The following is a 22,913-nucleotide window of genomic DNA, read 5'->3' on the forward strand; positions in this document are numbered from 1 at the left end:
GCTCTGTCGGGTGCCATCGGTCAAGCAGGTCCAGGTCACCTTCGACTGTGCCGAGCCCGAGCGCCTCGCCCGCTTCTGGTGCGAGGTGCTGGGCTACGTCCCCCCTCCGCCGCCGGAGGGATTCGCGTCGTGGGACGCCCTCAACGACTCCCTGCCGCCCGAGGAACGGGACGCGTCGTTCGCGTGCACGGACCCCACGGGGGTGGGCCCGCGGCTGTACTTCCAGCGCGTGCCCGAGGGCAAGGTCGCCAAGAACCGGCTGCACCTCGACGTACGCGTCGGCACCGGCCTGGTCGGCGAGGAGCGGCTGGCCGTGCTCGAGGCCGAGTGCGCCCGGCTGCTCCCGCTCGGCGCGACCCGCGTACGCCTGCTCTACGACGGCACCGACTCGTGCATCGTGATGCAGGACGTCGAGGGCAACGAGTTCTGCCTGGACTGACCTCGGCAGCACCGGACGGCGCACCAGCCACCGCCCACTCCCGCCTTGCTGCCGCGCCCGTGCGAGTCAGGCGGGGTCGGTCCGGGCGTAGCGGTCGAACGTGGAGGCCCACATCCGGGCGAAGAGCCGACCCGCCGGTCCGTGGTGGAGCAGGAAGACGATCGGCTTCTGCCAGCCGCGGGCACCGGTGCTGGTCCACTCGACGTGGACCCTGCTCCCGCCACGGACGCTCGGGTCGGCTCGCACCAGTCCTTCGCCGCCCCCGCCGTAGCTGCTCTCCACGACCGTCCAGCGCACCACGTCCGGGTCCGACCAGTCGTAGCGCGCGACCACCCAGAACGGCGACCCGGACGTGCTCTCCCGGGCGACCGCCCAGGTGTCGCCGAGCTCGCGCAGCTCGTACGCGTTCGCATCGAGCGTCCGGCTCCAGATCTGCCCCCGACGCTCGCTGAAGTCCGTCAACGCGCGCCTCACCTGCTCAGGAGTGGCCACGGTCTCGAGGTCGAACCGCATGGTCCATGGTCGCCCTCGGGGGAACGGGCGTCCAGCGGCCCCCGGCCCGCGCGTCGGTCGTCCGTCGGGAGAGGTCCTTGCGCACGGTCGAGGACCGGGAGCAGGGTGATCCCACGTGGGACGGACCGTGTCCCCGGGGAGGACCGTCATGGCAGCGCACAGCACTCCGCCCGAGGGCGCCGACGACGTCCACCACCGGGCGAGGACGCAGCACGACCCGAAGCACTACACGCAGAAGGGCCAGCTGCGCAGCGCCTTCTACGAGGACGAGATGGCGCGGCTGCAGGAGCAGCTGGTGCTGCTGCAGTACTGGATCCAGAGCCAGGGCCTCAAGGTGCTCGTGATCTTCGAGGGCCGTGGCTCGGCCGGCAAGGGCGGGATGATCAAGCGGATCACCGAGCGCACCAGCCCCCGTACGGTTCGCGTCGTCGCCCTGCCCAAGCCCACCGAGCGCGAGCGGACGCAGTGGTACTTCCAGCGGTACGTCGAGCACCTCCCGGCCGCCGGCGAGATGGTCCTCTTCGACCGCAGCTGGTACAACCGCTCGAACGTCGAGTGGGTGATGGACTACTGCACGGAGGAGGAGCACCAGGAGTTCCTGCGCTCGTGCCCGGAGTTCGAGCGGATGCTGGTCCGGTCCGGGATCGTCGTGCTGAAGTACTGGTTCTCCGTCTCGTTCGAGGAGCAGCGCCGTCGCTTCGAGGCGCGCAACGCCGAGCCGCTCAAGCGCTGGAAGCTCTCCGACATGGACCTCGCCGAGCACGAGCTCTACGTCCGCTACTCGATGGCGAAGGACACCACCTTCCAGTTCACCGACATCAAGCAGGCGCCCTGGTACGTCGTCCCCTCCGACGACAAGAAGGCGGCGCGCCTCAACTGCATCTCCCACCTGCTCAGCCAGTTCGACTACGAGGACGTGGCGCCCGACGTCGTCACGCTGCCGGACATGAAGAACCTGCCGTACGTCCGCCCGCCGATGCACGAGCAGACGTTCGTGCCCCAGGTCTACTGAGGGCCCCGGGTCAGGCGGCGCGACGCAGCCGCAGCGTGACCGAGCGGGCGCTGTTGCGGGCCGCGTCGTGCGACTCGGCGAGCTGGGCGCGAGCGAGGTCGCGCAGCTCCGCCATGGCGGGGGTGACGTCGGCGAGGGTCAGCTCGGTCTCGATGACGTCGAGGTCGAGTCCCCAGACGTCCTCCAGCACCCGGCGCATCCAGCCGGTCGCGTGGTCCCAGCCCTCGCGGGGCGTACCGGGTCCGTAGCCGCCGCCACGGGCGGTCACCAGGAACGCGGGCTTGCCAGCCAGGGTGGTCGAGCCCGGCGCGAAGCGCGGGTCGGTGCCGACGACGTCCCACCAGGTCTTGAAGTGCTGGGAGACACCGAAGTTGTAGAGCGGTACGGCGAAGATCAGGACGTCGGCCGCGACCAGCTCGTCGGCGAGCTCGGCGCTGACCGCGAGCGCGGCCCGCTGCGCCTCGGAGCGGTCGTCCTCGGGGGTCCAGCCGGCGAAGGCCGCCGTACCCCAGACCGTGCCGTCGAGCGGCGTCGCGCCGACGTCGCGGCGTACGACCTCGACCCGGTCGAGGTCCTCGACGATGGCGGCCTCGAGGGTGTCGGCGACGGCTCGGGTGACCGAACCGTCCTGCCGGATGCTGGCGTCCAGCCGGAAGATGCTGCTCATGGCGATGCTCCTTGGGGGTCGAGGTCCAGTTCGGAGATAGTCTAACCACAAGATCATCTGAAACAACGATGATCGTCTTGTGTGATGATCCTCATGTCCGAGGACAGGGCTAGACTCGGGGCATGAGCAAGGTGGTCGAGGAGCGAGCCGAGTCGACGTCCGTCGACTTCGGCCAGGCCCTCGGCGCGCTGCTGCGGACCTACCTCGACGGCGCGCGTGATGTGGTCAGCGAGCTCCCCGGTGGTCCGCGTGGCTTCCAGGTGATGTCGATCGCGGCGGGCAGCTCCTGCACCAACCAGGCGAGGATTGCGGAGAGCCTGGGCCTGGACCGGACGGTGATGACCTACCTGGTCGACGACCTCGAGCAGGCCGGCCTGGTCGAGCGCCGCCCCGACCCCGCCGACCGCCGTGCCCGTCAGGTGGTGCTCACGAAGGAGGGCCGTCAGGCCTTCGGCGCAGCGTCCCGCCGGATCGAGGCGGTCGAGCGCGCCGTCCTCGGCGGGCTCTCGGAGGAGGACGCCGCGACCTTCCGCTCGCTGCTGATGAGGGTCGTCACCGCCGGACCGGTCGATGCCACGGTCGAGCCGTGCGAGGGACCGCCACCTGCCTGCTGAGCTCCGCGGTCAGGCCGATCGCAGGCGACGGACCAGTCGGTAACCCCGGCAGCCCAGGCAGGTCCCGGTGGCGGCGTCGAGGGCGGCGACGCCGAACGCGAGTGCGGTCAGGCCGTAGCCGGCGACGTCGACGCCGACGATGAAGCAGGCAAGGGCCAGAGCGGTGACCACGAACCCGAGCAGCTGGGCGAACCTCGGCGGCCGGGCGTCCGCCAGCTCGGCCGGCGGCCCGATCCGCGGCCAGACGTAGCGGGCGTAGAGCTGCGCCCACACGGACCACTGGAAGCTGACGAACGCCGTGAACGCGAACACCGCGACCTGGGATCCGAGCAGGCCGAGGCCCAGTGGTCGAGCGACGTCGACGACGAGCAGCACCACGGCCAGGACGCCGGCCGTGGCACCCGCACTGAACCGGACGAGGCGCGGATCCACCTGGCCGCGGAGCGGGCACGCGGCGATGCTGCTACCGGGCATGGCGACTCCGGACAGTGGGCCTCGACTGATCCTGTCCAGCCTATCCACTCAGTGGCGGCGCGCCGACCTGATCAGCGGGCCGGGTCGATGAGCGTCATCCCGGCAACCGTCGCCCGGTCGAACTCCGGCAGCAGCGCTGCGGCACCGTCGAGACCGATGGTGCGCGCGATGAGCCGTTCGGGTCGCAGCGCTCCGGCCTCGATCAGCGCCAGCATGCCCGGGTAGTCGGCCGCTGCCATCCCGTGGCTGCCGAGGACGTCGAGCTCCCAGCCGATCACCCGTGCCATGGGCACCCGCGGATGCCCGTCGATCGGTGGCAGCAGCCCGACCTGGACCAGCCGGCCGCGACGTCGCAGGCTGAGGATCGCATCGGCGCAGGTCTCCTCGCTGCCGACGGCGTCGATCGCGACGTCGCTGCCACCCTCGAGCAGGTCGCCCACCGCGGACGGGACGTCGGTCCCGTCGGACAGGAGGGTGTGCTCGGCTCCGAGGCCGGTGGCCACGGCGAGGGCTTCCGGGTTGCGGTCCACCGCGACGACGTGGGCGCCGAGCGCGCGCGCGATCATGACCGCGCTGAGGCCCACTCCACCGGCTCCGACCACGGTGACCCACTCGCCCTCGGTGATCCGCGCGCGTCCGACGAGAGCGCGGTACGCCGTGGCGAACCGACACCCGAGCGCGGCCGCGGTCGCGAGGGCCACCTGCTCGGGGACGGCGACCAGGTTGGTGTCGGCAGCGTGGAGGGCGACGTACTCGGCGAACGAACCCCAGTGGGTGAAGCCCGGTTGCTCCTGGTCGGGGCAGACCTGGGCGTTCCCCGTCAGGCACCAACGGCAGCGACCGCAGCCGCAGACGAACGGCACGGTGACCCGGTCTCCGACGCTCCACCGGGTCACGCCCGGCCCGACCTCCGCGACCTCGCCGGCCAGCTCGTGGCCGGGCACGTGCGGGAAGGTGATCTCGTCGTGGCCGGCCCAGGCGTGCCAGTCGCTGCGGCACAGGCCCGTGGCGACGACCCGGACGACGACGCCGCCGGCGGGGGCCGAGGGCCTCGGCACCTCTCGTACCTCGGGCCGGGACCGGACGGCGTCGACCACGACGGCTCGCACCTCAGCCGCCCTCGAGGACGACGAGGGCCGAGCGCCCGCTGGTCGGGGCCTCCCCGGCGGAGGGACCGGTCTCGGACTCGGCCGCGCAGGTCATCGCGAAGCTGTCGTGGTCGCTGGGTGTCACCGTGGTCCCGTCCTCGTGGCGTGTGTGCGTTCCTACCGGGACCACACCCGCGACCACAAACCAGACACGCTCGCGGGGCGACACCGGACCGGCTTGGCTCGATAGGTTGCCGGCATGGCCATCAAGCTCGAGAACGTGGGGATCGCCGTGCGCGACCTCGAAGCCACGATCGCCTTCTTCACCGACCTGGGGCTGACCGTGCTCGGCCGTGACACGGTCAGCGGGGAGTGGGCCGACACCGCGGTCGGCCTCGACGGCAACCACGCCCACATCGCCATGCTCCAGACGCCGGACGGCAACGGCCGCCTCGAGCTGTTCGAGTACGTCCACCCCGACGCGATCGAGACCGAGCCCACCCTTCCCCACGAGATCGGCATGCATCGCGTCGCCTTCTCGGTCGACGACCTCGACGCCGCCCTGGAGATCGCCGCGAGGCACGGCTGCCACCCGCTGCGCGGAGTCGCGACCTACGGCGACATCTACAAGCTCACCTACCTCCGCGGCCCCAGCGGCATCCTCGTCATGCTCGCCGAGGACCTGACGACGAGCTGACCGGGTCCCGGGACCGCACTCCCGCGCTCCCCGTCGCGGATAGCTGACCGCGAAGATCATCGGTTGCGCCCGCAGGATGATGACGATCGCGGTCAGCTATCGCCGAGGTGCGAGCGCCCGGCCCACGATCGCCTCGGCGAGCACGTCGACCGACGGCGGGTGGTGGTCGAGGAAGAGCGAGGGCTCGGTCAGCTCGAGCTCCAGCAGCAGCGGCCCGGCGGGGGAGGGGAGCAGGTCGACGCGGGCGTAGAGCAGGTCGGCCGAGAAGCGCTCGGGCATCGCAGCGAGCACGGCGTCCGCGAGGGCGCGTTCGGCGGCCGAGGGGTCGCGCAGCGACATCTCCTCCTCGGCGAAGAGTCCCTCGACGAGTCCCATGCCGGGGGTGAGGAGCGGGCCCTTGCGCATCGCGTGGGAGAACTCGCCGTCGAGGTAGAGCATCGCGGTCTCGCCGTGCTCGTCGACCTCATGGAGGTACGGCTGCACCATCACGCCGCGGCCCGCGTCGAGCAGCCGCACGGCATGCTCGTGGGAGCGGGACACGTCGTCCGCGCCGAGGCGCAACGTGTCGCGTGAGCCGGCCGAGACGACCGGCTTCACGACGTGCTCCACGCCCTCGTAGCGATGGGCCGGTCCGGCGCCGGGGGCGAGGAACTGGGTCGGGACGATCGGGATCCCTGCCCGCTCCAGCTCGGCGAGGTAGCGCTTGTCGGTGTTCCACCGCAGCACCTCGGCCGGGTTGAGCAGCCGCGTCACCGACGACACCCGGTCGGCCCAGGCCAGGAACTCCTCGGGGCGGGAGTGGTAGTCCCAGGTGGAGCGGACCACGACCACGTCGAGGTCCGGCCAGCCGACGTCGGCGTCGTCCCACACGACCGGGTCGGCCACGACGCCCCGCGCGCGCAGCGCCGCCAGCAGCAGCTGCCCCTCGTCGTCGAGGTCGGGCACCTCGGCCGCCGTGGCCACTCCGATCCGCGTCATGGCGGACACCCTAGGAGGGGCAGCTCAGCCGACGGGCTCGGGCTCCCGCCGTGGGACGTGGGCGAAGGCCGAGAGCTTCAGCCAGTGGGGCAGCGCCCGGCGTACGGCCTGGGGGCCCTGGAGCGTCAGGTCGCCGGACCGCAGCGCCGGCTGCCACGCCAGCTCGCCGCGCCAGATGTCGACCATGGTCCGTAGCGACGACTCCGCCGACACCGACACGTCGTGGCCCGGGTCGAAGTCGCACAGGTCGACGTCGGTGCCCTGCACGACGATCCACCACTCGCGGGTGGTCCGCTCCACGTCGGGGAAGAGGAAGCGCAGCACCGTCCGGCCGTCCGGCATGGCGTCCAGGTCGAGGCTGCGGTGCACGTCCCACATCAGCAGGTGCGGGTCGAGGTCCTCGTCACCGAGCTGGGTCCGCCACCGGATCCCCCACTCGCCGAGCGCCATCACCACCGGCCCGAGCTCCTTGCCGCCGGGCGTCAGCTCGTAGCGGACCCGGTTGCCATCGCCCAGCCGCATCACGATCCCCGCGCGCTGCAGGCTGCGCAGCCGTTTCGACAACAGCGCCGGCGACATCTTGGGTACGCCGCGCCGCAGCTCGTTGAAGTGGTGGCTCCCCGCCAGCAGCTCCCGGATGATGAGCACCGTCCACCGCTCGTCGAGGACCTCCATCGTCTTGGCGATGGGACAGAACTGTCCGTATCCCGTCATCCCGGCCACCCCCTCCTGGACCGAAACTACGACCGTCCGGACCCGGGCGGCTAGTACAGATCCAGTACCGGTCTGGTGCCGATCCGTGAACTGGGCGCGGCGGGGTCCGCCCGGCACCGTGGTCGGTGAGGGCCCGCAGGGGGCGGTGCCCCGACACGGAGGGACACGCACGACATGACCACACAGACCGCACCCGCACCGGACGCGACCATCACGCCGCAGGCCCAGGCAGGGCAGATGCTGCAGCTCGTCGCCGGCCACATGGGTGTCCGCACCGTCGAGACGGGACTGGCCTCCGGGCTCGTCGCCGCCCTCGCGGCCGCACCCGGCAGCACCGCCGACGAGCTCGCCGAGACCCTCGGTCTCGACGACTTCTACGTGGCCGTCTGGGCGCGCGGTGCCTTCGCGGCCGGGGTGCTCGAACGCGACGGGGACGGCTTCCGGCTGGCGCCGCACCTGGACACGCTGCTGCTCGACACCACGTCCCCGGCGTACGTCGGCGGGTTGTTCCCGCTGGTGCTGCAGCCGGAGATCTTCGACCGCTTCGCCGCCAACCTCGCCACCGGCGAGCGGATGTGGTGGGACGAGACCAGCCCCGACTGGATCGCCGGCGTCGGCCAGACCGGCCGGCCGTTCTACACCCGGCTCGTCCCCGGCGGGCTCGCGCAGATCCCGGGGCTCGTCGAGCGGCTCGAGGCCGGAGTCCGGGTCGTCGACACCGCGTGCGGGGCGGGCGCGGGGGTCGTCCGGCTCGCGACGACGTACCCCGCCTCCGAGGTGGTCGGCGTCGACGGCGACGCCCACTCGATCGACCGGGCCAGCAAGCTGGTCGCCGAGGCCGGGCTGTCGGACCGGGTCGAGCTGGTGACCAGCCCGCTCGAGGACTTCGTGCTCGACGAGCCGGCCACGGTCGTCATCAACAACATCTCGATGCACGAGTGCCGCGACATCGACCGCGTCGCCGAGCGGGTCAAGGCCGCGCTCGAGCCGGGCGGCTGGTTCGTGATCTCGGACTTCCCGTTCCCGGACACCGACGAGGGACTGCAGTCGGTCCCGGGCCGGGTGATGAGCGGGATCCAGGTCTTCGAGGCCCAGATCGACGACCAGCTGCTGCCGCGGGCGGCGTACGACGACCTGCTGGCGCGTCACGGCTTCACCGACATCGGCCACGTCTCGATCACGCCGATGCACGCGGTGACCTGGGGCCGGCGCCCGGCCTGACCTGCGGGGGGAGCAGGCGGGTCGTCGCCCCGGTCAGGGGCGACGACCCGCCAGCACGCAGAACTCGTTGCCCTCCGGGTCGGCGAGGCAGACCCAGCTCTCGTCACCGGTCTGACCGACGTCCGCGTGCCGGGCACCCAGCGCGAGCACGCGTCGTACCTCGTCGTCCTGGTCGACGTCGCTGGGGCTGAGGTCGAGGTGGAGCCGGTTCTTGGCGGCCTTGCCCTCCGGCACCCGGGCGAACGTGAGCGTCGGAGGCACGGGCCCGGGGACCTGCTCGCCGCCGTCGGCGGCCGGGCCGATGGTGACGACGTCGCCGTCGTCATCGCCGTCGTCCTGCACCTGGTAGTCGAGGACGGCGCACCAGAACCGCGCCAGGGCGTGGGGCTCGGCGCAGTCGATCGCGAGCTCGGTGAACCTGCTGGTCATCTCGGCGGACCTCCGGATCGGGGTGGGTCCGCCACGCTAGCCGGGCCCGCCCCCGGCCGATGAGTCGTCGGCTCCGGCGCGGTCCATTCCTGCGAGCGACCCCGCCGGGAGGGTCTCGGACACGAGGAGCCGACATGCCATCCGTACGCACGCACCTGTGGTTCGGGAACGACAAGGCCGTCGAGGCGGCGACCTTCTATGCCGAGCACATCCCGGACTCCGCGGTCAGGAAGGTCTTCACGGCCCGCACCGACCCCGACAACGCCGTCGCGGAGGTCGTCGAGTTCACCGTCGCCGGTCACGAGGTGGTCGGGCTCAACGCGGGGCCAGAGCTCCAGCTCGACGAGGCGTTCTCCTTCTACCTCGGCGTCGAGGGTCAGGACGAGGTCGACCACTACTGGGAGCTCCTGACCGCCGACGGCGGCGAGCCGGGTCCGTGCGGGTGGTGCAAGGACAAGTTCGGCGTCTCGTGGCAGGTCATCCCGCGCGAGCTCGAGGAGCTGTCCGGCGACTACTCGACACCGGCCAACCAACGCGTCTGCCAAGCGATGCTGACGATGCACAAGATCGACGTCGCGGCGCTTCGGGCCGCGTACGACGGCAGCTGATCGCCCGGCCCGAGCGCACCCTCAGGCAGTCGCTGCCGCGGTCACGGTCAGCACCTGACCCCTCAGCTCGCGGCGCTCGAGCGCGTCCGCCTCGACCCGCGCGACCTGGCGGCGCGAGACCCGCATCGTGGGGGCGTGGTCGTCGGTGCCGACGTACGCCGGCTCCTCGGTCGGGTCGTCGTGCAGCACCGTCGGCCGCACGATCGTCCAGGCCAGGCCGCTCTCGCGAACCAGGTGCTCCTGCAGCTCGTGGTCGTCGACCTGCGGTCGGATCGCCAGGGTGAAGAACGCCTTCAACGCCAGCGGCAGCTGTGCGTACGTCTCGCCGATCCCGTACGTCGACTGCACGACCAGCCGCCGCACGCCGTGCTCCTGCATGGCCTCGACCACGGCCCGGGTGCCCCGGGAGCGGACGTCGAGGGGAGAGCTCGCGCGGCGGGTGAGCCTGACCCGGAAGGGGTTCTCCGGGATCCCGAGCGTCACGACCACCGCATCCTGTCCGATCATCGCCTTGCCGAGCGCCTCCCGGTCGAGCACGTCGGCGGCGACCTGACGTACCTGGTCGTCGTCCGCACCTCCGTGGCGCGAGTACGCGGTCACCAGGTGTCCACGCTCGACCAGCTCGCTGACCAGCTCCGCGCCTGTCCCCCTGCTCGCTCCCACCACCAGCACCTTCATGGTTCCTCCTCGACTCGGGTCCCGGACCGCTTCCGGGACTGCCTCCAGAGTCGGCCGCCGGCGCTGGACGTTCAATGTCTGTAGGACCGCCACTCTTGCTCATTCGTCCACGGAGTGCTCATACTGGCCAGGTGGAACGCGACCTGCTGAGCGAGACGCTGACCGACTTCGGCATGACCGGCGTCTTCTACGCCGCCTCCGAGCTGGCGGCGCCCTGGGGGATCGCGCTCCCGCCGATGCCGGGCACGATCGTCTTCCACCTCGTGACCGACGGCGAGCTCGTCCTGGACGTCGACGGCGAGACGACGCGGATGACCGCCGGCGACATCGTCCTGGTCCCGCACGGCACCGGGCACGCCATCACGGATGCGCCCGGAAGTCGGACCACACCGCTCTTCGACCTGCCGCGGGACGAGGTCGGCGAGCGCTACGAGCGGCTCCGGATCCCCGGGCCGGGACCGCGCACCGAGCTGGTGTGCGGGGCGGTCAGCTTCACGGGGGTCGGGGTCGCCCGCCTGCTGCGCAGCCTGCCGGCCGTGCTCCCGGCCGGGCGGGGGGAGGACGCGGCCTGGATGCGCGCCGCCTTCGAGGTGATCGGGGCGGAGTCACGGCAGTCGCGACCCGGCAGCGACGTGGTGACGGCGCGCCTCGCCGACATCCTCGTGGTCCAGGTGGTGCGCTCGTGGTTGGAGTCGGCTACGCCCGACCGCGGCTGGCTCGCAGGCCTCCGCGACCCCTTGCTCGGCCGGGCGCTCGCGGCGTTCCACGCCGAACCCGGCGCCCCCTGGACGCTCGCCTCGCTGGCCGGCGAGGCCGGGATGTCCCGGTCGGCGTTCGCCGCCCGGTTCAGCGACCGGCTCGGCGAGCCGCCGATGGCCTACGTGACGGCCTGGCGGATGGACCTCGCGGCCCGGCTCGTCCGGGAGGAGGCACTGCCGCTCGCGCGGGTCGCCGAGCGGGTCGGCTACCAGTCGGAGGCCGCCTTCAACCGTGCCTTCCGACGGGCCCACGGCGTGACCCCGGGCGCCTTCGCCCGCCGTGGGCCGGCGTTTCTCGACCTGGTGCCAGGTCCTGCCGCGCTCTGACGCCAGCTCCAGGTCGGCAGGTCCTAGGGCCGACGACCTGTCCGCGACTCCCGCGCCTTGGCGACGGCGGCCTTCAGCCTCGCCTGGTTCTCCGGCTTGCGGGCCTGGTCGTAGACCATCTTGGCGGCGCTCAGGGCGGCCGCACCTCTCAGGAGCTTCATGACGGGACCGTACCCAGTCGCGTGTTCTCCACGCGCGGCGTGGAGAAGTGGGCGGTCCTTGACGCCATCGCGCCCACGACCACCGCTACGACCAGCGACGCCTCGCTGACGGCACCCTGCGCTTCCAACGGCGGACGTGATGCGCCGGCTCCGTCGGGACCTGCGCCCTTCGCTCGAGGCATCGCCACGGACACCGCGAACGGGTCGGACACCAGCCCGAGGCTGCCTTCGACCGCGCTTTCTGCGGGCCCGCGGCGTGACCCTCGGGGCCGTCGCGCGCCAGGGCACGTCTGAGTAGCACAGCTCAGGCGAGCGCCGCCGCGGCCGTGGAAACGTGGCGTCCGGCGCCGACCGCCGATGCCACGAGAGGAAGGAACCAGAACGTTGTCACGCTCGGGAAGCCAGGTCTCGACACTCGGCGCGGGGACCGCCGGACTGGTGGTGTCCGGGGCTTACGCCGCGGCGTGGTACCAGCTGGTCGAGCGGTCGACCTGCGACTCCACCGGGGTCCTCGCCTGTGCCGGCCCCGGCATCCTGATGCTCCTCGTGGGCGTCCCGGTGGCCTACGTCGTGCTGGCCATCGGGTTGCGGGTCGCCCGCACACCGCTGCCGTGGCTGGCGCCGATGGCCCTCGCGGGGGCGCTCGCCTTGCTGGCCCAGCTCGCCGAGCTCGTCGACCCGCCCCTCTGGGTCTGGCCGCTGGTCGTCGCCGCACTCTGCGCCGCCTGGGCCTACGCAGGCACCCGGGTGGCGCGCACCTGACCGGGGGCAGACGCGGGGCGCTGCCTGTTTGGGACCGGCGACCTACGCTGGCGGCATGGTCGGATTCCTCGTCGCCGGGCTCGTCATCGGCGCCCTCGCTCGTCTCGTCAAGCCCGGCAAGCAGGACCTCGGGATCCTCGCGACCCTCGGCCTCGGCCTGGTCGGTTCGCTGATCGGCGGTTCCATCGCCCAGTTCTTCGGGACCGGGTCCATCTGGGAGCTCAACGTCATCGGCTTCGTCCTGGCCGTCGTGGCGTCCGTGCTGCTGATCGGCGTCGCTGAGTCGGTGGCCGGAAAGAGCAGGACCAGCGCCTGACCCGGACCTCCCTCAGAGCGACTGCTTCAGCCGCGTCAGCGCCGCCTCCTGGTGCCGGTGGCCCACGGTCTCGTAACCCACGACCGTGACGACCGGGGCGAGCGCGAGCACGACCAGGCACCACGCCATCGACACCCCGGCCTGCGCGAGCACCACGGCCAGGACCAGCACGGTCGCCGTGCCGGCGAGGAGCGCCAGGTGGAAGGGGTCGCGGCGGCGCAGCAGCGCGGTCCACGTGGCGTACAGCATCACCACGAACACCGCGAGAGGGACGGCGACGCTGAGCACCGTGCCGACCGCGCCGATCTCCGTGTGGTGCTCGAGGTAGTACGCCGCGACGTGCAGCCCGGCGCCGACCGCCGCGAGCGCCCCGAAGATCGCGATGTGGCCGTAGCCCCAGAAGAAGACCCGGTCGCGCCGCAGCGCGAGGGCGTGCCCCGAGGGGATCGTGAAGTACATCCACCACAACCCGAAGGTGAGACCGACGCCCGCGAGGAGGACCAGCGCCGCGTCGGTGCTCCAACCCTCGGGTCCGTGGACGACGGCCGACAGCGTCGCGACCGTGCCGATGATCCCCTCGCCGAGCGTGATGATCACCAGCAGTCCGTAGCGCTCGGCGATGTGGTGGGGGTGCCACGGCGTGCCGCCCTTGAGACGCTGCGCGACGAGCGGGCCGGCGAGCTCGAGTGCGTAGAGCACGCTCGCGCACAGGAACGTGGTGCCGATCGGGAGCGAGAGGAAGACCAGCGCGGTCCAGCCGACCTGCGCGACGATGATCGTCCAGAAGTACGTGAGGTGCGCCGGTCGCCGTTCCGGGTCGTGGCGGGACGCGCGCAGCCACTGGAAGGCCATCGGCACCCGCATCACGACGTAGCCCGCGACGACCACGCCGTTGTCGAGGGTCTCGCCCTCCTCGAACGACGCGAACACCTCGGGCAGGCCGAGCGCGAGGATCACGACGCCGACCATCTGCACCATCGTGGCCAGCCGGCAGACCCAGTCGTCCTCGTCGTAGGCCGACGCGAACCAGCTGTAGCTGATCCACGCCCACGAGATCGCGAAGACGGCGAAGGCGAAGCCGAGCACGCCGGTCCTCACGTGGTCCTCGGCGACGTAGTGGGCGAGCTCGTTGGCGGCCTGGCCGAAGGCGACGACGAAGACGAGGTCGTAGAGGAGCTCGAGAGGCGTGGCGCTGCGGTGTGCTTCGCCGGGGTCGCGGCCGCTCAGCCGGCGACGGCGGTGCCCCAGGTCCGGGACGACGTGGCTCACGGCGGCCATGATGCCACCGGAAGAGGGGGGCGAGGCGGTAGCGTCAGGCCATGCTCATCCTCGGTCTCCTGCTCTTCGGCATGCTCGTGGGTGCCGCCGCCCAGCTGCTGCTCGGCGCCCGCGTCAAGGGCATCAACTGGACCACGGCCCTCGTCGCGGGTCTGCTCGGCTCCTTCGTGGGCGGCCTGCTGATCAGCCTGCTCGCGGGCGACGGGCTCGAGCTGCGGCCCAGCGGCATCATCGGGTCGATCTGCGGCGCGCTGCTCGTGACCCTCGCCTGGAGCTGGTGGCAGGGCCGCAGGACCAGCACCTCCGCCTGACCCGAGCCGGCTTCAGGACCGCTCGACCTCGAGGTCGAGCCAGCGCGCGAGGTCCTCGACCTGCGCGTCCACCGCAGCGCGTACGTCGGCCCCCCACGGCTCGTCCTCGTGGACCGCGTCGACCCGCAGCACGCCCCGCTCGCGCTCGGCCGTGGCGTCGACCTTGCCGACCAGCCGGTCGCCGACCAGGACCGGCATCGCCCAGTAGCCGAAGCGCCGCTTGGCCGCCGGCTTGAACATCTCGAGCTGGTAGTCGAACGCGAACAGCTCGACCATCCGCTTGCGGTCGATGATCAGCCGATCGAGGGGTGAGAGCAGCGCGACGCGGCCCCCGAACCCGGCCAGGTCCTCGAGGTATGCGGGGTCGACGCGCCACCGGCCGCGCACCCCCTCGACCACGGCCTCCTCCCCGGCCTCGCCGACACTGGTCGGCTCACCGGGGACGACCGCGGCCTTCGGGCGCGCGATGCCGAGCCCGGCGAGCCGTCGCCTGGCGAGCTCGCGGCGGGCGTCCTCGAGGTCGGGCACCGGATCGTCGGGGTAGACCCGCTCGGCGAGGTCCCACAGCTTGTCGCGACCCTGCCTGCCGGCGACCGCGACCTCCCCGCGCCCCACCATGTTCTCCAGCAGCATCCGCACGTTGCGGTCGTCGTTCCACCCGCTCGAGCGCCACGGCACGAGCGTGGTGTCGGGCAGCGCGCGCGAGGTGACCGGCCCCTCGTCGTAGAGCTTCTCGAGGATGTCGCGGCGGGTGTCGTCGTTGGCGGCGAGCCAGCCGGCCAGCGCGTCGTGGATGTCGCGGTAGTCGTCGAAGACCGCGGGCCAGTTGGCCATCCCGGCGCGGTGGAGGGCGATGTCGGCAGCGGGCCGCAGCATCTGGTGCAGCTCGACGACCCGGCCCGACTCCACCGCCTCGTCGAGCGTGGCCCGGTCGTACGACGACCCGAGCCGGCTCCACAGCACCAGGTGGGCGCTCGGCACCACCGCGGCGCACGGGTCGTCCTGGAGCAGCGTGAGGTGGTGGAGCACCTCCTCGAAGCCCGTCGGTCGCTCGGCGTCCAGCAGCTGCGCGCGGACCGCGATCCGGCGCGCGTCCTGCTGTGTCAGCTCGTGAGGTGCCATGGGTTCACGCTAGTCGCCGGCCTCCCCCCGCTCGCCGAGATGGGCCTCCGCAACGCTCGAGCTGGCCGCGTGCCACGCCGCGGACGTTGCAGAGGCCCAGCTGGCGGGTTGCCGGGGCCCATCTCAACGGTCGAGGAGGGGGCGGGACGGGTCCCAGGTCGTGCCGTCGCGCTCGTCGCGGCGCTTGCGGGCGATCGCCGAGAGGGCCTCGAGCACGACGCGGTTGGCGAGGGCGGCGGTGATGTCGGCGTGGTCGTAGGGCGGGCTCACCTCGACCACGTCGACGCCGACGACGGGGAGCTCCAGGCAGATCCGGCGTACGGCGTCGAGCAGCTCGCGCGCCGACAGGCCGCCGGGCTCGGGGGTGCCCGTGCCGGGTGCGTGGCCGGGGTCGCAGACGTCGATGTCCACGGAGAGGAAGACCCCCTCGCACTCGTCGGTCGCGATCCCGAACGCCTCGGTGAGGCAGGCCTCGAGGCCGCGGTGGCCGATCTCGGTCATCTCGTAGGACCGCATCCGCTCCGCGGCCATCCAGTCCAGCGTCTCGGGGCCGGGCCAGTAGCCGCGCAGCCCGACCTGGAGGAACCGGTCGCCGCGCAGCGCCCCCGACTCGATGAGCCGCCGCATCGGCTGGCCGTGCCCCCACAGCGAGCCGAACTCGATGTCGCCGGTGTCGGCGTGGGCGTCGAAGTGGATCATCGAGACCCGGCCGTGGCCGAGCACGTTGGCGACGCCCTTGGCGTCGGGGTAGGCGATCGAGTGGTCACCGCCCAGGACGACCGGGATCGCCCCGGCCCGGGCGACCTTCTCGACGGCCGCCTCGAGCCGCGGCAGCGCGACCTCGATGTCGCCGGGCGGCATCTCCACGTCGCCGGCATCCACCACCCGAAGGTCGGTCAGCCCGTCGGTGCGCAGCGCGAGCGAGGGGCGGGACCCGTCGTGGCCGAGGTAGTCCGTGGACCGGATGGCCTGCGGGCCGAAGCGCGTGCCGGGACGGTGGGACGTGCCGCCGTCGAATGGCGCCCCCAGCACGACCACGTCGGCATCGGCGTACGACGCCTCGTCGTCGAGGTCGCACGCGTCGACCCCGAGGAAGGTGATGTCCGGTCCGAACTGGGCGCCGTACCTCGTCATGGCCTACATCTCCTCGTGGGTGTCGGGGTCGCCCCCGAAGAGCCGTCCGTCCGGACGGCCCAGTCCGGTGATGGCCGCCATCTCGTCGTCGGAGAGCTCGAAGCCGAAGACGTCGAGGTTCTCCTGCTGGCGCGACGCGGTGCCGGACTTGGGGATCGGGATCGAGCCGAGCTGCACCTGCCAGCGCAGGATCACCTGGCCGGGCGCGACGCCGTGGCGTTCGGCGGCCTCCGCGACCGGCGGCTCCGTGAAGGGCGCCTGCCGCTTGCCGAGCGGGCTCCAGGACTCGGTCCGGATGCCGAGGTCGGCATCGGTGCGCCGCATCTCCACCTGCGGGAAGTAGGGGTGCAGCTCGAGCTGGTTGACCGCGGGGGTCACACCGGTCGCCTCGATGATCGTGTGCAGGTGGTCGGCGGTGAAGTTGGAGACGCCGATGCTGCGGACCAGGCCGTCGCGCTGCAGGTCGACCAGCGCCTGCCACGCCTCGACGAACCTCCCCCGGCTCGGGTTCGGCCAGTGGATGAGGTGCAGGTCGAGGTGGTCGAGCCCGAGCCGGCCGAGCGACTCGTGGGTCGAGCGCACCGCGTCGTCATAGCCGTGGTCGCGACCGGGGATCTTGCTGCACACGAGCAGCTCGTCCCGGCGTACGCCGGAGCGGCGGATCGCCTCGCCGACCTCCTGCTCGTTCTCGTAGTTGACCGCCGTGTCGAGCAGCCGGTACCCGACCCGGATCGCGGAGACGATCGCCTCCACGCCCTCGTCGCCCTTGAGCGGGTACGTCCCGAAGCCGATCGCCGGGAGCCGGTGGCCGTCGTTGAGCTCGTGGCTGGGGATGTCCATGCGACCCACGCTAGCCATGTCGCGCGCGCGATCGCCGGTGCGGCCGTTGCAGGATGGGTCCCATGTCGTTGCCCAACCCGCTGCACCGGCCCTATCCCGACGACGTCTACACCGGCGAGGGAGGGGAGGCCACGGCGTGGATCCGCCGCGACGAGACCGATCCGGAGCTGACCTACCGCAACGGCGGAACGTGCGAGTACCTCGCCACCGGCGACCAGACAGGCGGCCTCTACGGCCTGTACCGCTGGTCCTTCGGCGAGACCGAGTCGGGTCCCGACCCCCACTTCCACCGCGCGATCACCGAGTCGTTCTACGTCCTCGAGGGCACCGTCCGGCTCTACGACGGCCACGACTGGATCACCGCGAAGGGCGGCGACTTCCTGCACGTCCCCGAGGGCGGGATCCACGGCTTCCGCGGCTCCGACCACGCCCGGATGCTGCTGATGTTCACGCCGGGAGCACCGCGCGAGGACTACTTCGAGACCCTCGGCTCGCTCGGGCACGGCGCGACCATGACCGACGACGAGCGGGCCGCGTTCATGCTCCAGCACGACACGTACTGGGTCTGACCGCAGGGTCAGCCGCGGGCGGCGAGGATCCGCTCCGCCCGGTCCACCACGGGCTTGTCGACCATCCGGCCGTCGAGCAGCACCACGCCGCCGCCGGCCGCGGCCTCGACGACCCGCCGGGCCCAGGCGACCTCCTCGGTGGTCGGCAGGAACGCCTCGCGGGCCGTCGGCACCTGCCGGGGGTGGATGCAGAGCTTGCCGCCGAAGCCCAGCCGGACGGCGTACGCCAGGTCGTCGCGGAGCACGTCGTCGTCGGCCACGTCGCCGGTGACGCCGTCGACCGGCGGCGCCAGGCCCGCGGCGGCCGACGCGAGGACCAGGGCGTGCCGGGCGCCGGCCATCGCCTCCCGGTCGTCGGGGGAGACGCCGAGCTGCGCCGCGAGGTCGTAGGTCCCGAGCACCAGCCGGTCCACGCCGGCGACGCGGGCGAGCGAGGGAGCGGCCAGCACCCCGGCCGCGGTCTCGACCAGCGCCAGCAGCCGGGTGTCGGGGTGCAGGCGCTCGACGAGCCCGGCCAGCGCGACGTCGCCCTCCGCCTTGGGCACGAGCACCGGGCACGCGTAGCCGGCCAGCGCCTCGACGTCGGGGTCGTGGGGAGCGGTCTCGGCGGCGTTGATGCGTACGGCGGCCCGCCCCCCGGCCTCCAGCCAGCGCACGACCTCCGTGCGGGCGGCGTCCTTCGCCCCGGGGGCGACCGCGTCCTCGAGGTCGAGCACCACCAGGTCGGCGCCGCTGGCGACCGCCTTGTCGAACCGTTCGGGTCGGTCGCCCGGGACGAAGAGCAGGGTCGCGGTCATCGGGGGTCTCCCTCGGGTCGGATGCCGGGCCACCGGCCGGCCTCGGCGAGCTCGTGCGTGACGGAGAGGATGCCGCTCCGGACCGCGGCGACGGCCTCGGCCGGGGCGGAGGCATCGGTCGCGGTGCGGAGCACCGCCCGGCGGCTGATCACCGGCTCGATCCGGCGGATCGCGACCGTCTCGGCACCGGACGTCGTCGACAGCGGCAGCATCGCGCAGGCGTCGCCGCCCTCGGCGATCCGCAGCATCGTCCCCAGCGACTCGACGTCGGCGACGACGGTGAGCTCGACGTCGTGCTGGCGCAGCGCCTGCTCGAGCAGCCGGCGCAGGCTGCTGCGGCTGCCGGGCGCCACGATCGGCACGCCCGCGAGCTCGGCGACGGAGATCCGGTCGGGCCGGGTCGGCGGCACCGGCGGCTCGCCGACCAGGTAGAGGTCCTCGGTGTAGAGCGGGACGTCGTCGGCGCGGCCGGCCGACGGGCCGACGTACATCACCGCGAGGTCCATCCGGCCGTGGGCGAAGAGCTCGTCGACGTACCCGCTCATCGACTCGAAGAGCTCCAGCCGCACGCCGGGGCAGTGGGCGCGGGTCCAGCGGAAGAGCGGTGCGGCCAGGTGGGCCGCGGCCCCGCTCGGCAGCCCGACCGAGACCAGGCCCCGGACCTGGTCGAGCTCGGCGGCCGCCGACGCGAGGTGGTCGAACTGCCGCACCAGCCGGTGGGCGTCCCGGTAGAACTCCAGCCCCGCCTGCGTGGGCCGTACGCCGCGGGGTCCGCGCTCCACCAGCTGCACCCCCAGCTCCCGCTCGAGCTGGGTCATCCGCTGGCTCAGCGCCGGCTGCGAGACCCGGAGCCCATCGGCGGCGCGGGACAGGCTGCCGGCGTCGACGATGGCGATCAGGTAGCGCAGCTGGAGGACGTCCACGGCCCGATCCTCGCTCAGACCACGTGGTCGGCGGCGAGCGCGTCGATCTCGTCGCGCCCGAGCCCGAGCTCGCCGAGGATCGCGCGGGTGTGCTCGCCGAGGGCCGGGACCGGGTCCATCCGGGGCGTGTCGTCCACGACGCCGGGCGGCGCCAGGGCCCGGACCTCGCCGCCGGGGGTGGCGACCCGGTGCCAGCGGTCCCGGGCCGCGAGCTGGGGGTGGTCCCACACGTCCTGCATGGTGCTGACCCGCGCGTGGGCCACCGGGACCGCGGCGAGCGCCGTCGCGGCGCCCTCACCGGTGAGCTCGGCGAAGCGGGCGGCGATGATGCGCCCGAGCGACTCGCGGTGGTCGTTGCGGGCCGCGTTGGTGGCGTACTCCTCACGGTCCGCGAGGGTCACGTCGCCGAGGAAGCGCTCGCAGAACCTGCGCCACTCGCGCTCGTTCTGGATCGCCATCATCACCGTCACGCCGTCGCCGGCGACGAACGGGCCGTAGGGGTAGATCGTGGCGTGGGCCGCGCCGGCGCGCGGTGGCGGCGGCGCGCCGTCGTAGGCGTAGTAGAGCGGGAAGCCCATCCACTCCACGGTTGCCTCGAGCATCGAGACGTCGAGGCGCGCGCCCCGGCCGGTGCGCGCCCGCTCGATGAGGGCCGCCAGGATCGAGCTGTAGGCGTACATCCCCGCGGCGATGTCGGAGACCGAGATCCCGACCTTGGCGACCTCGTCCTCGGTGCCGGTCACCGAGAGGACGCCGGCCTCGGCCTGCACCATCAGGTCGTACGCCTTCATCGACTCGTAGGGCCCGCCGAGCCCGTAGCCGGAGATGTCGCAGACCACCAGCCCGGGGTTGGCGGCCTGGAGCTCCTCGGCCCCGAGGCCTGCCCTGGCCGCCGCGCCGGGGGCGAGGTTCTGGAGGAACACGTCGGCCGTGGCGAGCAGCTGCCGGAGCACCGCCAGCCCGCGTGGGTCCTTGATGTCGAGGGTGAGCGACTCCTTGCTCCGGTTGGTCCACACGAAGTGGGAGCTCTGCCCCTCGACCCGAGTGTCGTAGCTGCGGGCGAAGTCCCCCACGAGTGGCCGCTCGACCTTGATGACGCGGGCGCCGAGGTCGGCGAGCTGGCGACTGGCGTACGGTGCCGCGATCGCCTGCTCGAGCGACACGACGGTGATGCCCTGCAGTGGCTGCATCCTTCTCCCTCCCTCCGGCCGGCCCCGCTCAGACGACGAAGCTCAGGCCGATGATCAACGGCAGCGCGATCACCGACGCCAACGCCGTCACGAACGTCAGCGCCTTGAGGGCGCCACGCGTGGAGACCCCCAGCAACGTCTGGAACATCCAGAAGAAGTTGCTGTTGACCTGCAGCGCGAACAGCGCGCCGGCACCGATGGCGAGCCCGATGATCACGGTGGGAGCGTCGAGCTGGCCCATGATCGGGCCGATGATCCCGGCGGCCGTGATGGCGGCGACCGAGATCGACCCGATGGCCAGGTGCAGGACCGCGGCGATCAGCCACGCCAGCAGGATGCTGACGACCACGGGGGCGCCCGCCTCGGCCGAGAAGAGGTCGCCCAGCACCTGCTCGAGGTCGGTCGCGGCGATCACCGCGCCGAGCGAGCCGCCGACGCCGGTGATCAGCAGGATCTGGCCGGTGGTGTCGAAGCCCTTGCTCATCGCCTCGTCGGTCAGGGTGTTGCCGATGCTGGTCTTGGCGAGGGCGTAGGCGCCGACCAGGCCGAGGAAGAGCGCCAGCACCGGGTTGCCGAGGAAGGCGATGAACGGCGTCGAGAAGCCGGCGGCCTCGGCGATCGCGCCGAAGGCGATCAGCGCGAGCGGCACCAGCACCGGGAGCAGCGAGACGAAGAGGGACGGCACGGAGCGGTGACCGCCTCCGGCGAGCTCCTCGGCGTGCTCGTCCGCCAGCGCCTCGGCCTCCAGCAGCGCCTCGGAGGCGTGCTCGTCACCCTCGGGGTTCCAGAAGCCGAGCTTGAGCAGCTGGCTGTAGACGAAGACGGTGAGCACCGCTGTCAGCGGACCGATCAGCAGGCCGAAGCCGAGCATGGTGGCGAGCGGGATGTCCAGCAGGCCCGCGATGGAGATGGTGCCCAGACCGGGGACCACGAAGACGTACCCCACCAGGATGCCGGCGGTGATCGCGCCGCCCATCAGGCCCAGGCCGTTGCGGCCGAGCTGCGGCGCGGCCGAGCGGGCCAGCGGGGAGGCCAGCACCAGCTGGACGTCGACGTAGATCGACGGGAAGAGCGTCGTCATGACCGCGGCCATGGCGTACGGCAGGCGGGTCGCACCGAGCACCGTGAGCAGCAGCCGGACCAGCCGTTGCAGCGCCTGCATGGCGAACAGCAACGACCCCATGAGGACGCCGAAGCCGATCAGCAGGCCCACCTCGGCCATGATCCCGCCGAACCCGTCGACGATCGCCGTCACGGTTCCCTCGAACCCCAGCCCGGCGGCCAGGCCGAGGTAGAGCGAGCCGGTGACCAGCGAGATCACGGGGTCGACCTTGAGCACGATGATCAGGAGGACGACGGCCAGGATGGCGATCGTGGCGTGCAGGACGATCAAGACGTGCTCCTCGGCTGGGGGGGGTCGGGCGTGTGAAGGCAATCACAACGTCGACCACGAGGAGAACCCGCGATCAGGCGATCCAGCCATCAGTGGCGCTTATGGCTGAGCCTGCTGCTCAGGCGGGGACGCGCTCCGTCAGGGCGAGCTCGGCCAGGGCCCGGGCGTGGGCCTCGGCGGAGTCGACGACCGGCAGCGGGCTGTCGTCCGGACCGACCAGCAGGCCGATCTCGGTGCAGGCCAGCACCACGGCCTGGGCGCCGCGCTGCGCCAACCGGTCGATGACGCCGACGTACGCGGCGCGGGACTCCGCGGCGACCACGCCCCGGGTCAGCTCGTCGAACACGACGCGGTCGACCAGGGTCCGGTCGTCCGCCTCGGGGACCATCGCAGTGATGCCGTGGCGGGCGAGCCGCTCGGCGTAGAACGGCTCCTCCATCACCCAGCGGGCACCGAGGATGCCGAGCCGGTCCCAGCCGTGCGCGGCAGCGACGCCGGCGACGGCGTCGGCGATGTGGAGGAGGGGCACGTCGACGGACGCCTCGACCGCGGGGGCGACCTTGTGCATCAGGTTCGTGCAGATCGCGACGACGTCGGCCCCACCGGCGACGCAGCCGGCGGCGGCGCGGCTGAGCAGGTCCCCCGCGCCCGCCCAGTCGTCCTCGACCTGGCACTGCCGGACGGCCGCGAAGTCGAGCGACTGCAGGGCGATCTGCGCCGAGGAGTGGCCGCCGAGCCGCTGCGCCACGGTCTCGTTGATGATCCGGTAGTAGCTCGCGGTCGAGTGCCAGCTCATGCCGCCGATGAGTCCGATCGTCTTCACCACCCCATGGTCACCCAGGACGACGGTCCAAGGAACACCCCTTCTGCTTCGTCGAGCCATAAGCCACACTTGGAGGT

General features: G+C 72.4%; 30 protein-coding genes. 11 read left to right on the top strand and 19 right to left on the bottom strand.

The annotated features are described in order from the left end of the window. The first annotated feature begins 10 nt into the window (after positions 1-10). Complete coding sequence (locus tag EXE57_RS12265) at positions 11-439, top strand: VOC family protein (RefSeq protein ID WP_135077886.1); 429 nt, start codon at positions 11-13, stop codon at positions 437-439. A 66-nt stretch (positions 440-505) separates the two neighbouring features. Here the strand turns inward: EXE57_RS12265 and EXE57_RS12270 are convergent, their stop codons facing one another. After that, a complete protein-coding gene (locus EXE57_RS12270) occupies positions 506-952 on the bottom strand; it encodes a hypothetical protein (protein ID WP_135077888.1) in 447 nt (148 codons plus the stop codon). Positions 953-1,100: 148 nt separating this feature from the next. Between EXE57_RS12270 and ppk2 the strand changes: the two genes are divergently transcribed. Beyond that, a complete protein-coding gene (gene ppk2 / locus EXE57_RS12275; protein WP_135077890.1) occupies positions 1,101-1,964 on the top strand; it encodes a polyphosphate kinase 2 in 864 nt (287 codons plus the stop codon). 10 nt (positions 1,965-1,974) lie between these two features. Here the strand turns inward: ppk2 and EXE57_RS12280 are convergent, their stop codons facing one another. Then, on the bottom strand, positions 1,975-2,631 hold the full coding sequence (locus tag EXE57_RS12280; protein ID WP_135077892.1) for an FMN-dependent NADH-azoreductase: 657 nt from the start codon (positions 2,629-2,631) through the stop codon (positions 1,975-1,977). A gap of 122 nt (positions 2,632-2,753) precedes the next feature. Between EXE57_RS12280 and EXE57_RS12285 the strand changes: the two genes are divergently transcribed. Further along, a complete protein-coding gene (locus EXE57_RS12285) occupies positions 2,754-3,245 on the top strand; it encodes a MarR family winged helix-turn-helix transcriptional regulator (protein WP_135077895.1) in 492 nt (163 codons plus the stop codon). Positions 3,246-3,254: 9 nt separating this feature from the next. On the opposite strand, the gene EXE57_RS12290 is transcribed toward EXE57_RS12285, so the two are convergent. The 3 genes from EXE57_RS12290 to EXE57_RS20380 form a co-directional block, all read right to left on the bottom strand. Further along, positions 3,255-3,719, bottom strand: coding sequence for a DUF4395 domain-containing protein (locus EXE57_RS12290; RefSeq protein ID WP_135077897.1), 465 nt, complete (start codon positions 3,717-3,719; stop codon positions 3,255-3,257). Between the two features lie 71 nt (positions 3,720-3,790). Continuing rightward, positions 3,791-4,828: an alcohol dehydrogenase catalytic domain-containing protein gene (locus EXE57_RS12295; RefSeq protein WP_135077899.1), complete on the bottom strand. Its 1,038-nt coding sequence runs from the start codon at positions 4,826-4,828 to the stop codon at positions 3,791-3,793. A 1-nt stretch (position 4,829) separates the two neighbouring features. Then, a complete protein-coding gene (locus tag EXE57_RS20380) occupies positions 4,830-4,952 on the bottom strand; it encodes a hypothetical protein (protein WP_279633142.1) in 123 nt (40 codons plus the stop codon). Between the two features lie 114 nt (positions 4,953-5,066). Between EXE57_RS20380 and EXE57_RS12300 the strand changes: the two genes are divergently transcribed. Beyond that, positions 5,067-5,504 (top strand): VOC family protein, encoded by a 438-nt coding sequence (locus EXE57_RS12300; protein ID WP_135077901.1) that lies wholly within the window; start codon positions 5,067-5,069, stop codon positions 5,502-5,504. Between the two features lie 96 nt (positions 5,505-5,600). On the opposite strand, the gene EXE57_RS12305 is transcribed toward EXE57_RS12300, so the two are convergent. Together EXE57_RS12305 and EXE57_RS12310 are read right to left on the bottom strand one after the other, a co-directional pair. Further along, complete coding sequence (locus EXE57_RS12305) at positions 5,601-6,482, bottom strand: ATP-grasp domain-containing protein (protein WP_135077903.1); 882 nt, start codon at positions 6,480-6,482, stop codon at positions 5,601-5,603. 24 nt (positions 6,483-6,506) lie between these two features. Beyond that, on the bottom strand, positions 6,507-7,196 hold the full coding sequence (locus tag EXE57_RS12310) for a winged helix-turn-helix transcriptional regulator (protein ID WP_135077905.1): 690 nt from the start codon (positions 7,194-7,196) through the stop codon (positions 6,507-6,509). A 174-nt stretch (positions 7,197-7,370) separates the two neighbouring features. Here EXE57_RS12310 and EXE57_RS12315 point away from each other — a divergent pair, with 174 nt between their 5' ends. Further along, positions 7,371-8,417, top strand: a complete 1,047-nt coding sequence (locus EXE57_RS12315; RefSeq protein WP_135077907.1) for a class I SAM-dependent methyltransferase — start codon at positions 7,371-7,373, stop codon at positions 8,415-8,417. A 33-nt stretch (positions 8,418-8,450) separates the two neighbouring features. Here the strand turns inward: EXE57_RS12315 and EXE57_RS12320 are convergent, their stop codons facing one another. After that, positions 8,451-8,846, bottom strand: a complete 396-nt coding sequence (locus tag EXE57_RS12320; RefSeq protein ID WP_135077909.1) for a VOC family protein — start codon at positions 8,844-8,846, stop codon at positions 8,451-8,453. Between the two features lie 134 nt (positions 8,847-8,980). On the opposite strand from EXE57_RS12320, the gene EXE57_RS12325 reads away from it, so the two are divergent. Continuing rightward, positions 8,981-9,454: a VOC family protein gene (locus EXE57_RS12325; protein ID WP_135077911.1), complete on the top strand. Its 474-nt coding sequence runs from the start codon at positions 8,981-8,983 to the stop codon at positions 9,452-9,454. Between the two features lie 21 nt (positions 9,455-9,475). Here EXE57_RS12325 and EXE57_RS12330 read toward each other — a convergent pair whose 3' ends face one another. Beyond that, positions 9,476-10,132, bottom strand: a complete 657-nt coding sequence (locus EXE57_RS12330; protein WP_135077913.1) for an NAD(P)-dependent oxidoreductase — start codon at positions 10,130-10,132, stop codon at positions 9,476-9,478. Positions 10,133-10,263: 131 nt separating this feature from the next. On the opposite strand from EXE57_RS12330, the gene EXE57_RS12335 reads away from it, so the two are divergent. After that, positions 10,264-11,217, top strand: a complete 954-nt coding sequence (locus tag EXE57_RS12335; RefSeq protein ID WP_135077915.1) for an AraC family transcriptional regulator — start codon at positions 10,264-10,266, stop codon at positions 11,215-11,217. Positions 11,218-11,240: 23 nt separating this feature from the next. Here the strand turns inward: EXE57_RS12335 and EXE57_RS19770 are convergent, their stop codons facing one another. Next, a complete protein-coding gene (locus tag EXE57_RS19770; RefSeq protein ID WP_167305893.1) occupies positions 11,241-11,378 on the bottom strand; it encodes a hypothetical protein in 138 nt (45 codons plus the stop codon). Between the two features lie 384 nt (positions 11,379-11,762). Here EXE57_RS19770 and EXE57_RS12340 point away from each other — a divergent pair, with 384 nt between their 5' ends. After that, entirely contained in the window at positions 11,763-12,140 is a 378-nt protein-coding gene (locus EXE57_RS12340; protein ID WP_135077917.1) for a hypothetical protein, read from the top strand. Positions 12,141-12,195: 55 nt separating this feature from the next. Then, positions 12,196-12,456, top strand: coding sequence for a GlsB/YeaQ/YmgE family stress response membrane protein (locus EXE57_RS12345; RefSeq protein ID WP_135077919.1), 261 nt, complete (start codon positions 12,196-12,198; stop codon positions 12,454-12,456). Between the two features lie 12 nt (positions 12,457-12,468). Here the strand turns inward: EXE57_RS12345 and EXE57_RS12350 are convergent, their stop codons facing one another. Continuing rightward, positions 12,469-13,725, bottom strand: a complete 1,257-nt coding sequence (locus tag EXE57_RS12350) for a low temperature requirement protein A (RefSeq protein ID WP_244246811.1) — start codon at positions 13,723-13,725, stop codon at positions 12,469-12,471. 50 nt (positions 13,726-13,775) lie between these two features. Between EXE57_RS12350 and EXE57_RS12355 the strand changes: the two genes are divergently transcribed. Further along, the gene (locus tag EXE57_RS12355) at positions 13,776-14,045 is read left to right on the top strand and encodes a GlsB/YeaQ/YmgE family stress response membrane protein (protein WP_135077923.1); all 270 of its coding nucleotides are present in this window, start codon (positions 13,776-13,778) and stop codon (positions 14,043-14,045) included. Positions 14,046-14,057: 12 nt separating this feature from the next. On the opposite strand, the gene EXE57_RS12360 is transcribed toward EXE57_RS12355, so the two are convergent. The 3 genes from EXE57_RS12360 to EXE57_RS12370 form a co-directional block, all read right to left on the bottom strand. After that, a complete protein-coding gene (locus tag EXE57_RS12360) occupies positions 14,058-15,167 on the bottom strand; it encodes a DNA glycosylase AlkZ-like family protein (protein WP_135077925.1) in 1,110 nt (369 codons plus the stop codon). Between the two features lie 123 nt (positions 15,168-15,290). After that, entirely contained in the window at positions 15,291-16,301 is a 1,011-nt protein-coding gene (speB, locus tag EXE57_RS12365) for an agmatinase (protein ID WP_135077927.1), read from the bottom strand. Positions 16,302-16,304: 3 nt separating this feature from the next. Next, positions 16,305-17,141, bottom strand: coding sequence for an aldo/keto reductase (locus EXE57_RS12370; RefSeq protein WP_135077929.1), 837 nt, complete (start codon positions 17,139-17,141; stop codon positions 16,305-16,307). Between the two features lie 62 nt (positions 17,142-17,203). Here EXE57_RS12370 and EXE57_RS12375 point away from each other — a divergent pair, with 62 nt between their 5' ends. Further along, a complete protein-coding gene (locus tag EXE57_RS12375) occupies positions 17,204-17,710 on the top strand; it encodes a cupin domain-containing protein (protein WP_135077932.1) in 507 nt (168 codons plus the stop codon). Between the two features lie 8 nt (positions 17,711-17,718). Here the strand turns inward: EXE57_RS12375 and EXE57_RS12380 are convergent, their stop codons facing one another. From EXE57_RS12380 to EXE57_RS12400, 5 genes are all read right to left on the bottom strand, one after another. Next, positions 17,719-18,507 (bottom strand): HpcH/HpaI aldolase/citrate lyase family protein, encoded by a 789-nt coding sequence (locus EXE57_RS12380; protein ID WP_135077934.1) that lies wholly within the window; start codon positions 18,505-18,507, stop codon positions 17,719-17,721. Then, on the bottom strand, positions 18,504-19,430 hold the full coding sequence (locus EXE57_RS12385) for a LysR substrate-binding domain-containing protein (RefSeq protein ID WP_135077936.1): 927 nt from the start codon (positions 19,428-19,430) through the stop codon (positions 18,504-18,506). The genes EXE57_RS12380 and EXE57_RS12385 overlap by 4 nt, the downstream gene beginning before the upstream one ends. Positions 19,431-19,444: 14 nt before the next feature. Next, positions 19,445-20,620, bottom strand: coding sequence for a CaiB/BaiF CoA transferase family protein (locus EXE57_RS12390; RefSeq protein ID WP_135077938.1), 1,176 nt, complete (start codon positions 20,618-20,620; stop codon positions 19,445-19,447). A gap of 28 nt (positions 20,621-20,648) precedes the next feature. Then, positions 20,649-22,013, bottom strand: coding sequence for a GntP family permease (locus EXE57_RS12395; RefSeq protein ID WP_135077940.1), 1,365 nt, complete (start codon positions 22,011-22,013; stop codon positions 20,649-20,651). Positions 22,014-22,131: 118 nt separating this feature from the next. Further along, positions 22,132-22,836 (bottom strand): aspartate/glutamate racemase family protein, encoded by a 705-nt coding sequence (locus EXE57_RS12400; RefSeq protein ID WP_135077942.1) that lies wholly within the window; start codon positions 22,834-22,836, stop codon positions 22,132-22,134. Positions 22,837-22,913 lie beyond the last annotated feature (77 nt).

Source organism: Nocardioides euryhalodurans, assembly GCF_004564375.1.
Classification (GTDB): domain Bacteria; phylum Actinomycetota; class Actinomycetes; order Propionibacteriales; family Nocardioidaceae; genus Nocardioides; species Nocardioides euryhalodurans.

Bases quoted from the DNA above. Each gene is read 5' to 3' on its own strand.
- EXE57_RS12315 (WP_135077907.1), top strand. From the start codon at position 7,371: ATGACCACACAGACCGCACCCGCACCGGACGCGACCATCACGCCGCAG.
- ppk2 (WP_135077890.1), top strand. From the start codon at position 1,101: ATGGCAGCGCACAGCACTCCGCCCGAGGGCGCCGACGACGTCCACCAC.
- EXE57_RS12390 (WP_135077938.1), bottom strand. From the start codon at position 20,620: ATGCAGCCACTGCAGGGCATCACCGTCGTGTCGCTCGAGCAGGCGATC.
- EXE57_RS12360 (WP_135077925.1), bottom strand. From the start codon at position 15,167: ATGGCACCTCACGAGCTGACACAGCAGGACGCGCGCCGGATCGCGGTC.
- EXE57_RS19770 (WP_167305893.1), bottom strand. From the start codon at position 11,378: ATGAAGCTCCTGAGAGGTGCGGCCGCCCTGAGCGCCGCCAAGATGGTC.
- EXE57_RS12270 (WP_135077888.1), bottom strand. From the start codon at position 952: ATGCGGTTCGACCTCGAGACCGTGGCCACTCCTGAGCAGGTGAGGCGC.
- EXE57_RS12300 (WP_135077901.1), top strand. From the start codon at position 5,067: ATGGCCATCAAGCTCGAGAACGTGGGGATCGCCGTGCGCGACCTCGAA.
- EXE57_RS12345 (WP_135077919.1), top strand. From the start codon at position 12,196: ATGGTCGGATTCCTCGTCGCCGGGCTCGTCATCGGCGCCCTCGCTCGT.
- EXE57_RS12325 (WP_135077911.1), top strand. From the start codon at position 8,981: ATGCCATCCGTACGCACGCACCTGTGGTTCGGGAACGACAAGGCCGTC.
- EXE57_RS12320 (WP_135077909.1), bottom strand. From the start codon at position 8,846: ATGACCAGCAGGTTCACCGAGCTCGCGATCGACTGCGCCGAGCCCCAC.
- EXE57_RS12285 (WP_135077895.1), top strand. From the start codon at position 2,754: ATGAGCAAGGTGGTCGAGGAGCGAGCCGAGTCGACGTCCGTCGACTTC.
- EXE57_RS12310 (WP_135077905.1), bottom strand. From the start codon at position 7,196: ATGACGGGATACGGACAGTTCTGTCCCATCGCCAAGACGATGGAGGTC.
- EXE57_RS12280 (WP_135077892.1), bottom strand. From the start codon at position 2,631: ATGAGCAGCATCTTCCGGCTGGACGCCAGCATCCGGCAGGACGGTTCG.
- EXE57_RS12370 (WP_135077929.1), bottom strand. From the start codon at position 17,141: ATGGACATCCCCAGCCACGAGCTCAACGACGGCCACCGGCTCCCGGCG.
- EXE57_RS12355 (WP_135077923.1), top strand. From the start codon at position 13,776: ATGCTCATCCTCGGTCTCCTGCTCTTCGGCATGCTCGTGGGTGCCGCC.
- EXE57_RS12290 (WP_135077897.1), bottom strand. From the start codon at position 3,719: ATGCCCGGTAGCAGCATCGCCGCGTGCCCGCTCCGCGGCCAGGTGGAT.
- EXE57_RS12375 (WP_135077932.1), top strand. From the start codon at position 17,204: ATGTCGTTGCCCAACCCGCTGCACCGGCCCTATCCCGACGACGTCTAC.
- EXE57_RS12305 (WP_135077903.1), bottom strand. From the start codon at position 6,482: ATGACGCGGATCGGAGTGGCCACGGCGGCCGAGGTGCCCGACCTCGAC.
- speB (WP_135077927.1), bottom strand. From the start codon at position 16,301: ATGACGAGGTACGGCGCCCAGTTCGGACCGGACATCACCTTCCTCGGG.
- EXE57_RS12380 (WP_135077934.1), bottom strand. From the start codon at position 18,507: ATGACCGCGACCCTGCTCTTCGTCCCGGGCGACCGACCCGAACGGTTC.
- EXE57_RS12330 (WP_135077913.1), bottom strand. From the start codon at position 10,132: ATGAAGGTGCTGGTGGTGGGAGCGAGCAGGGGGACAGGCGCGGAGCTG.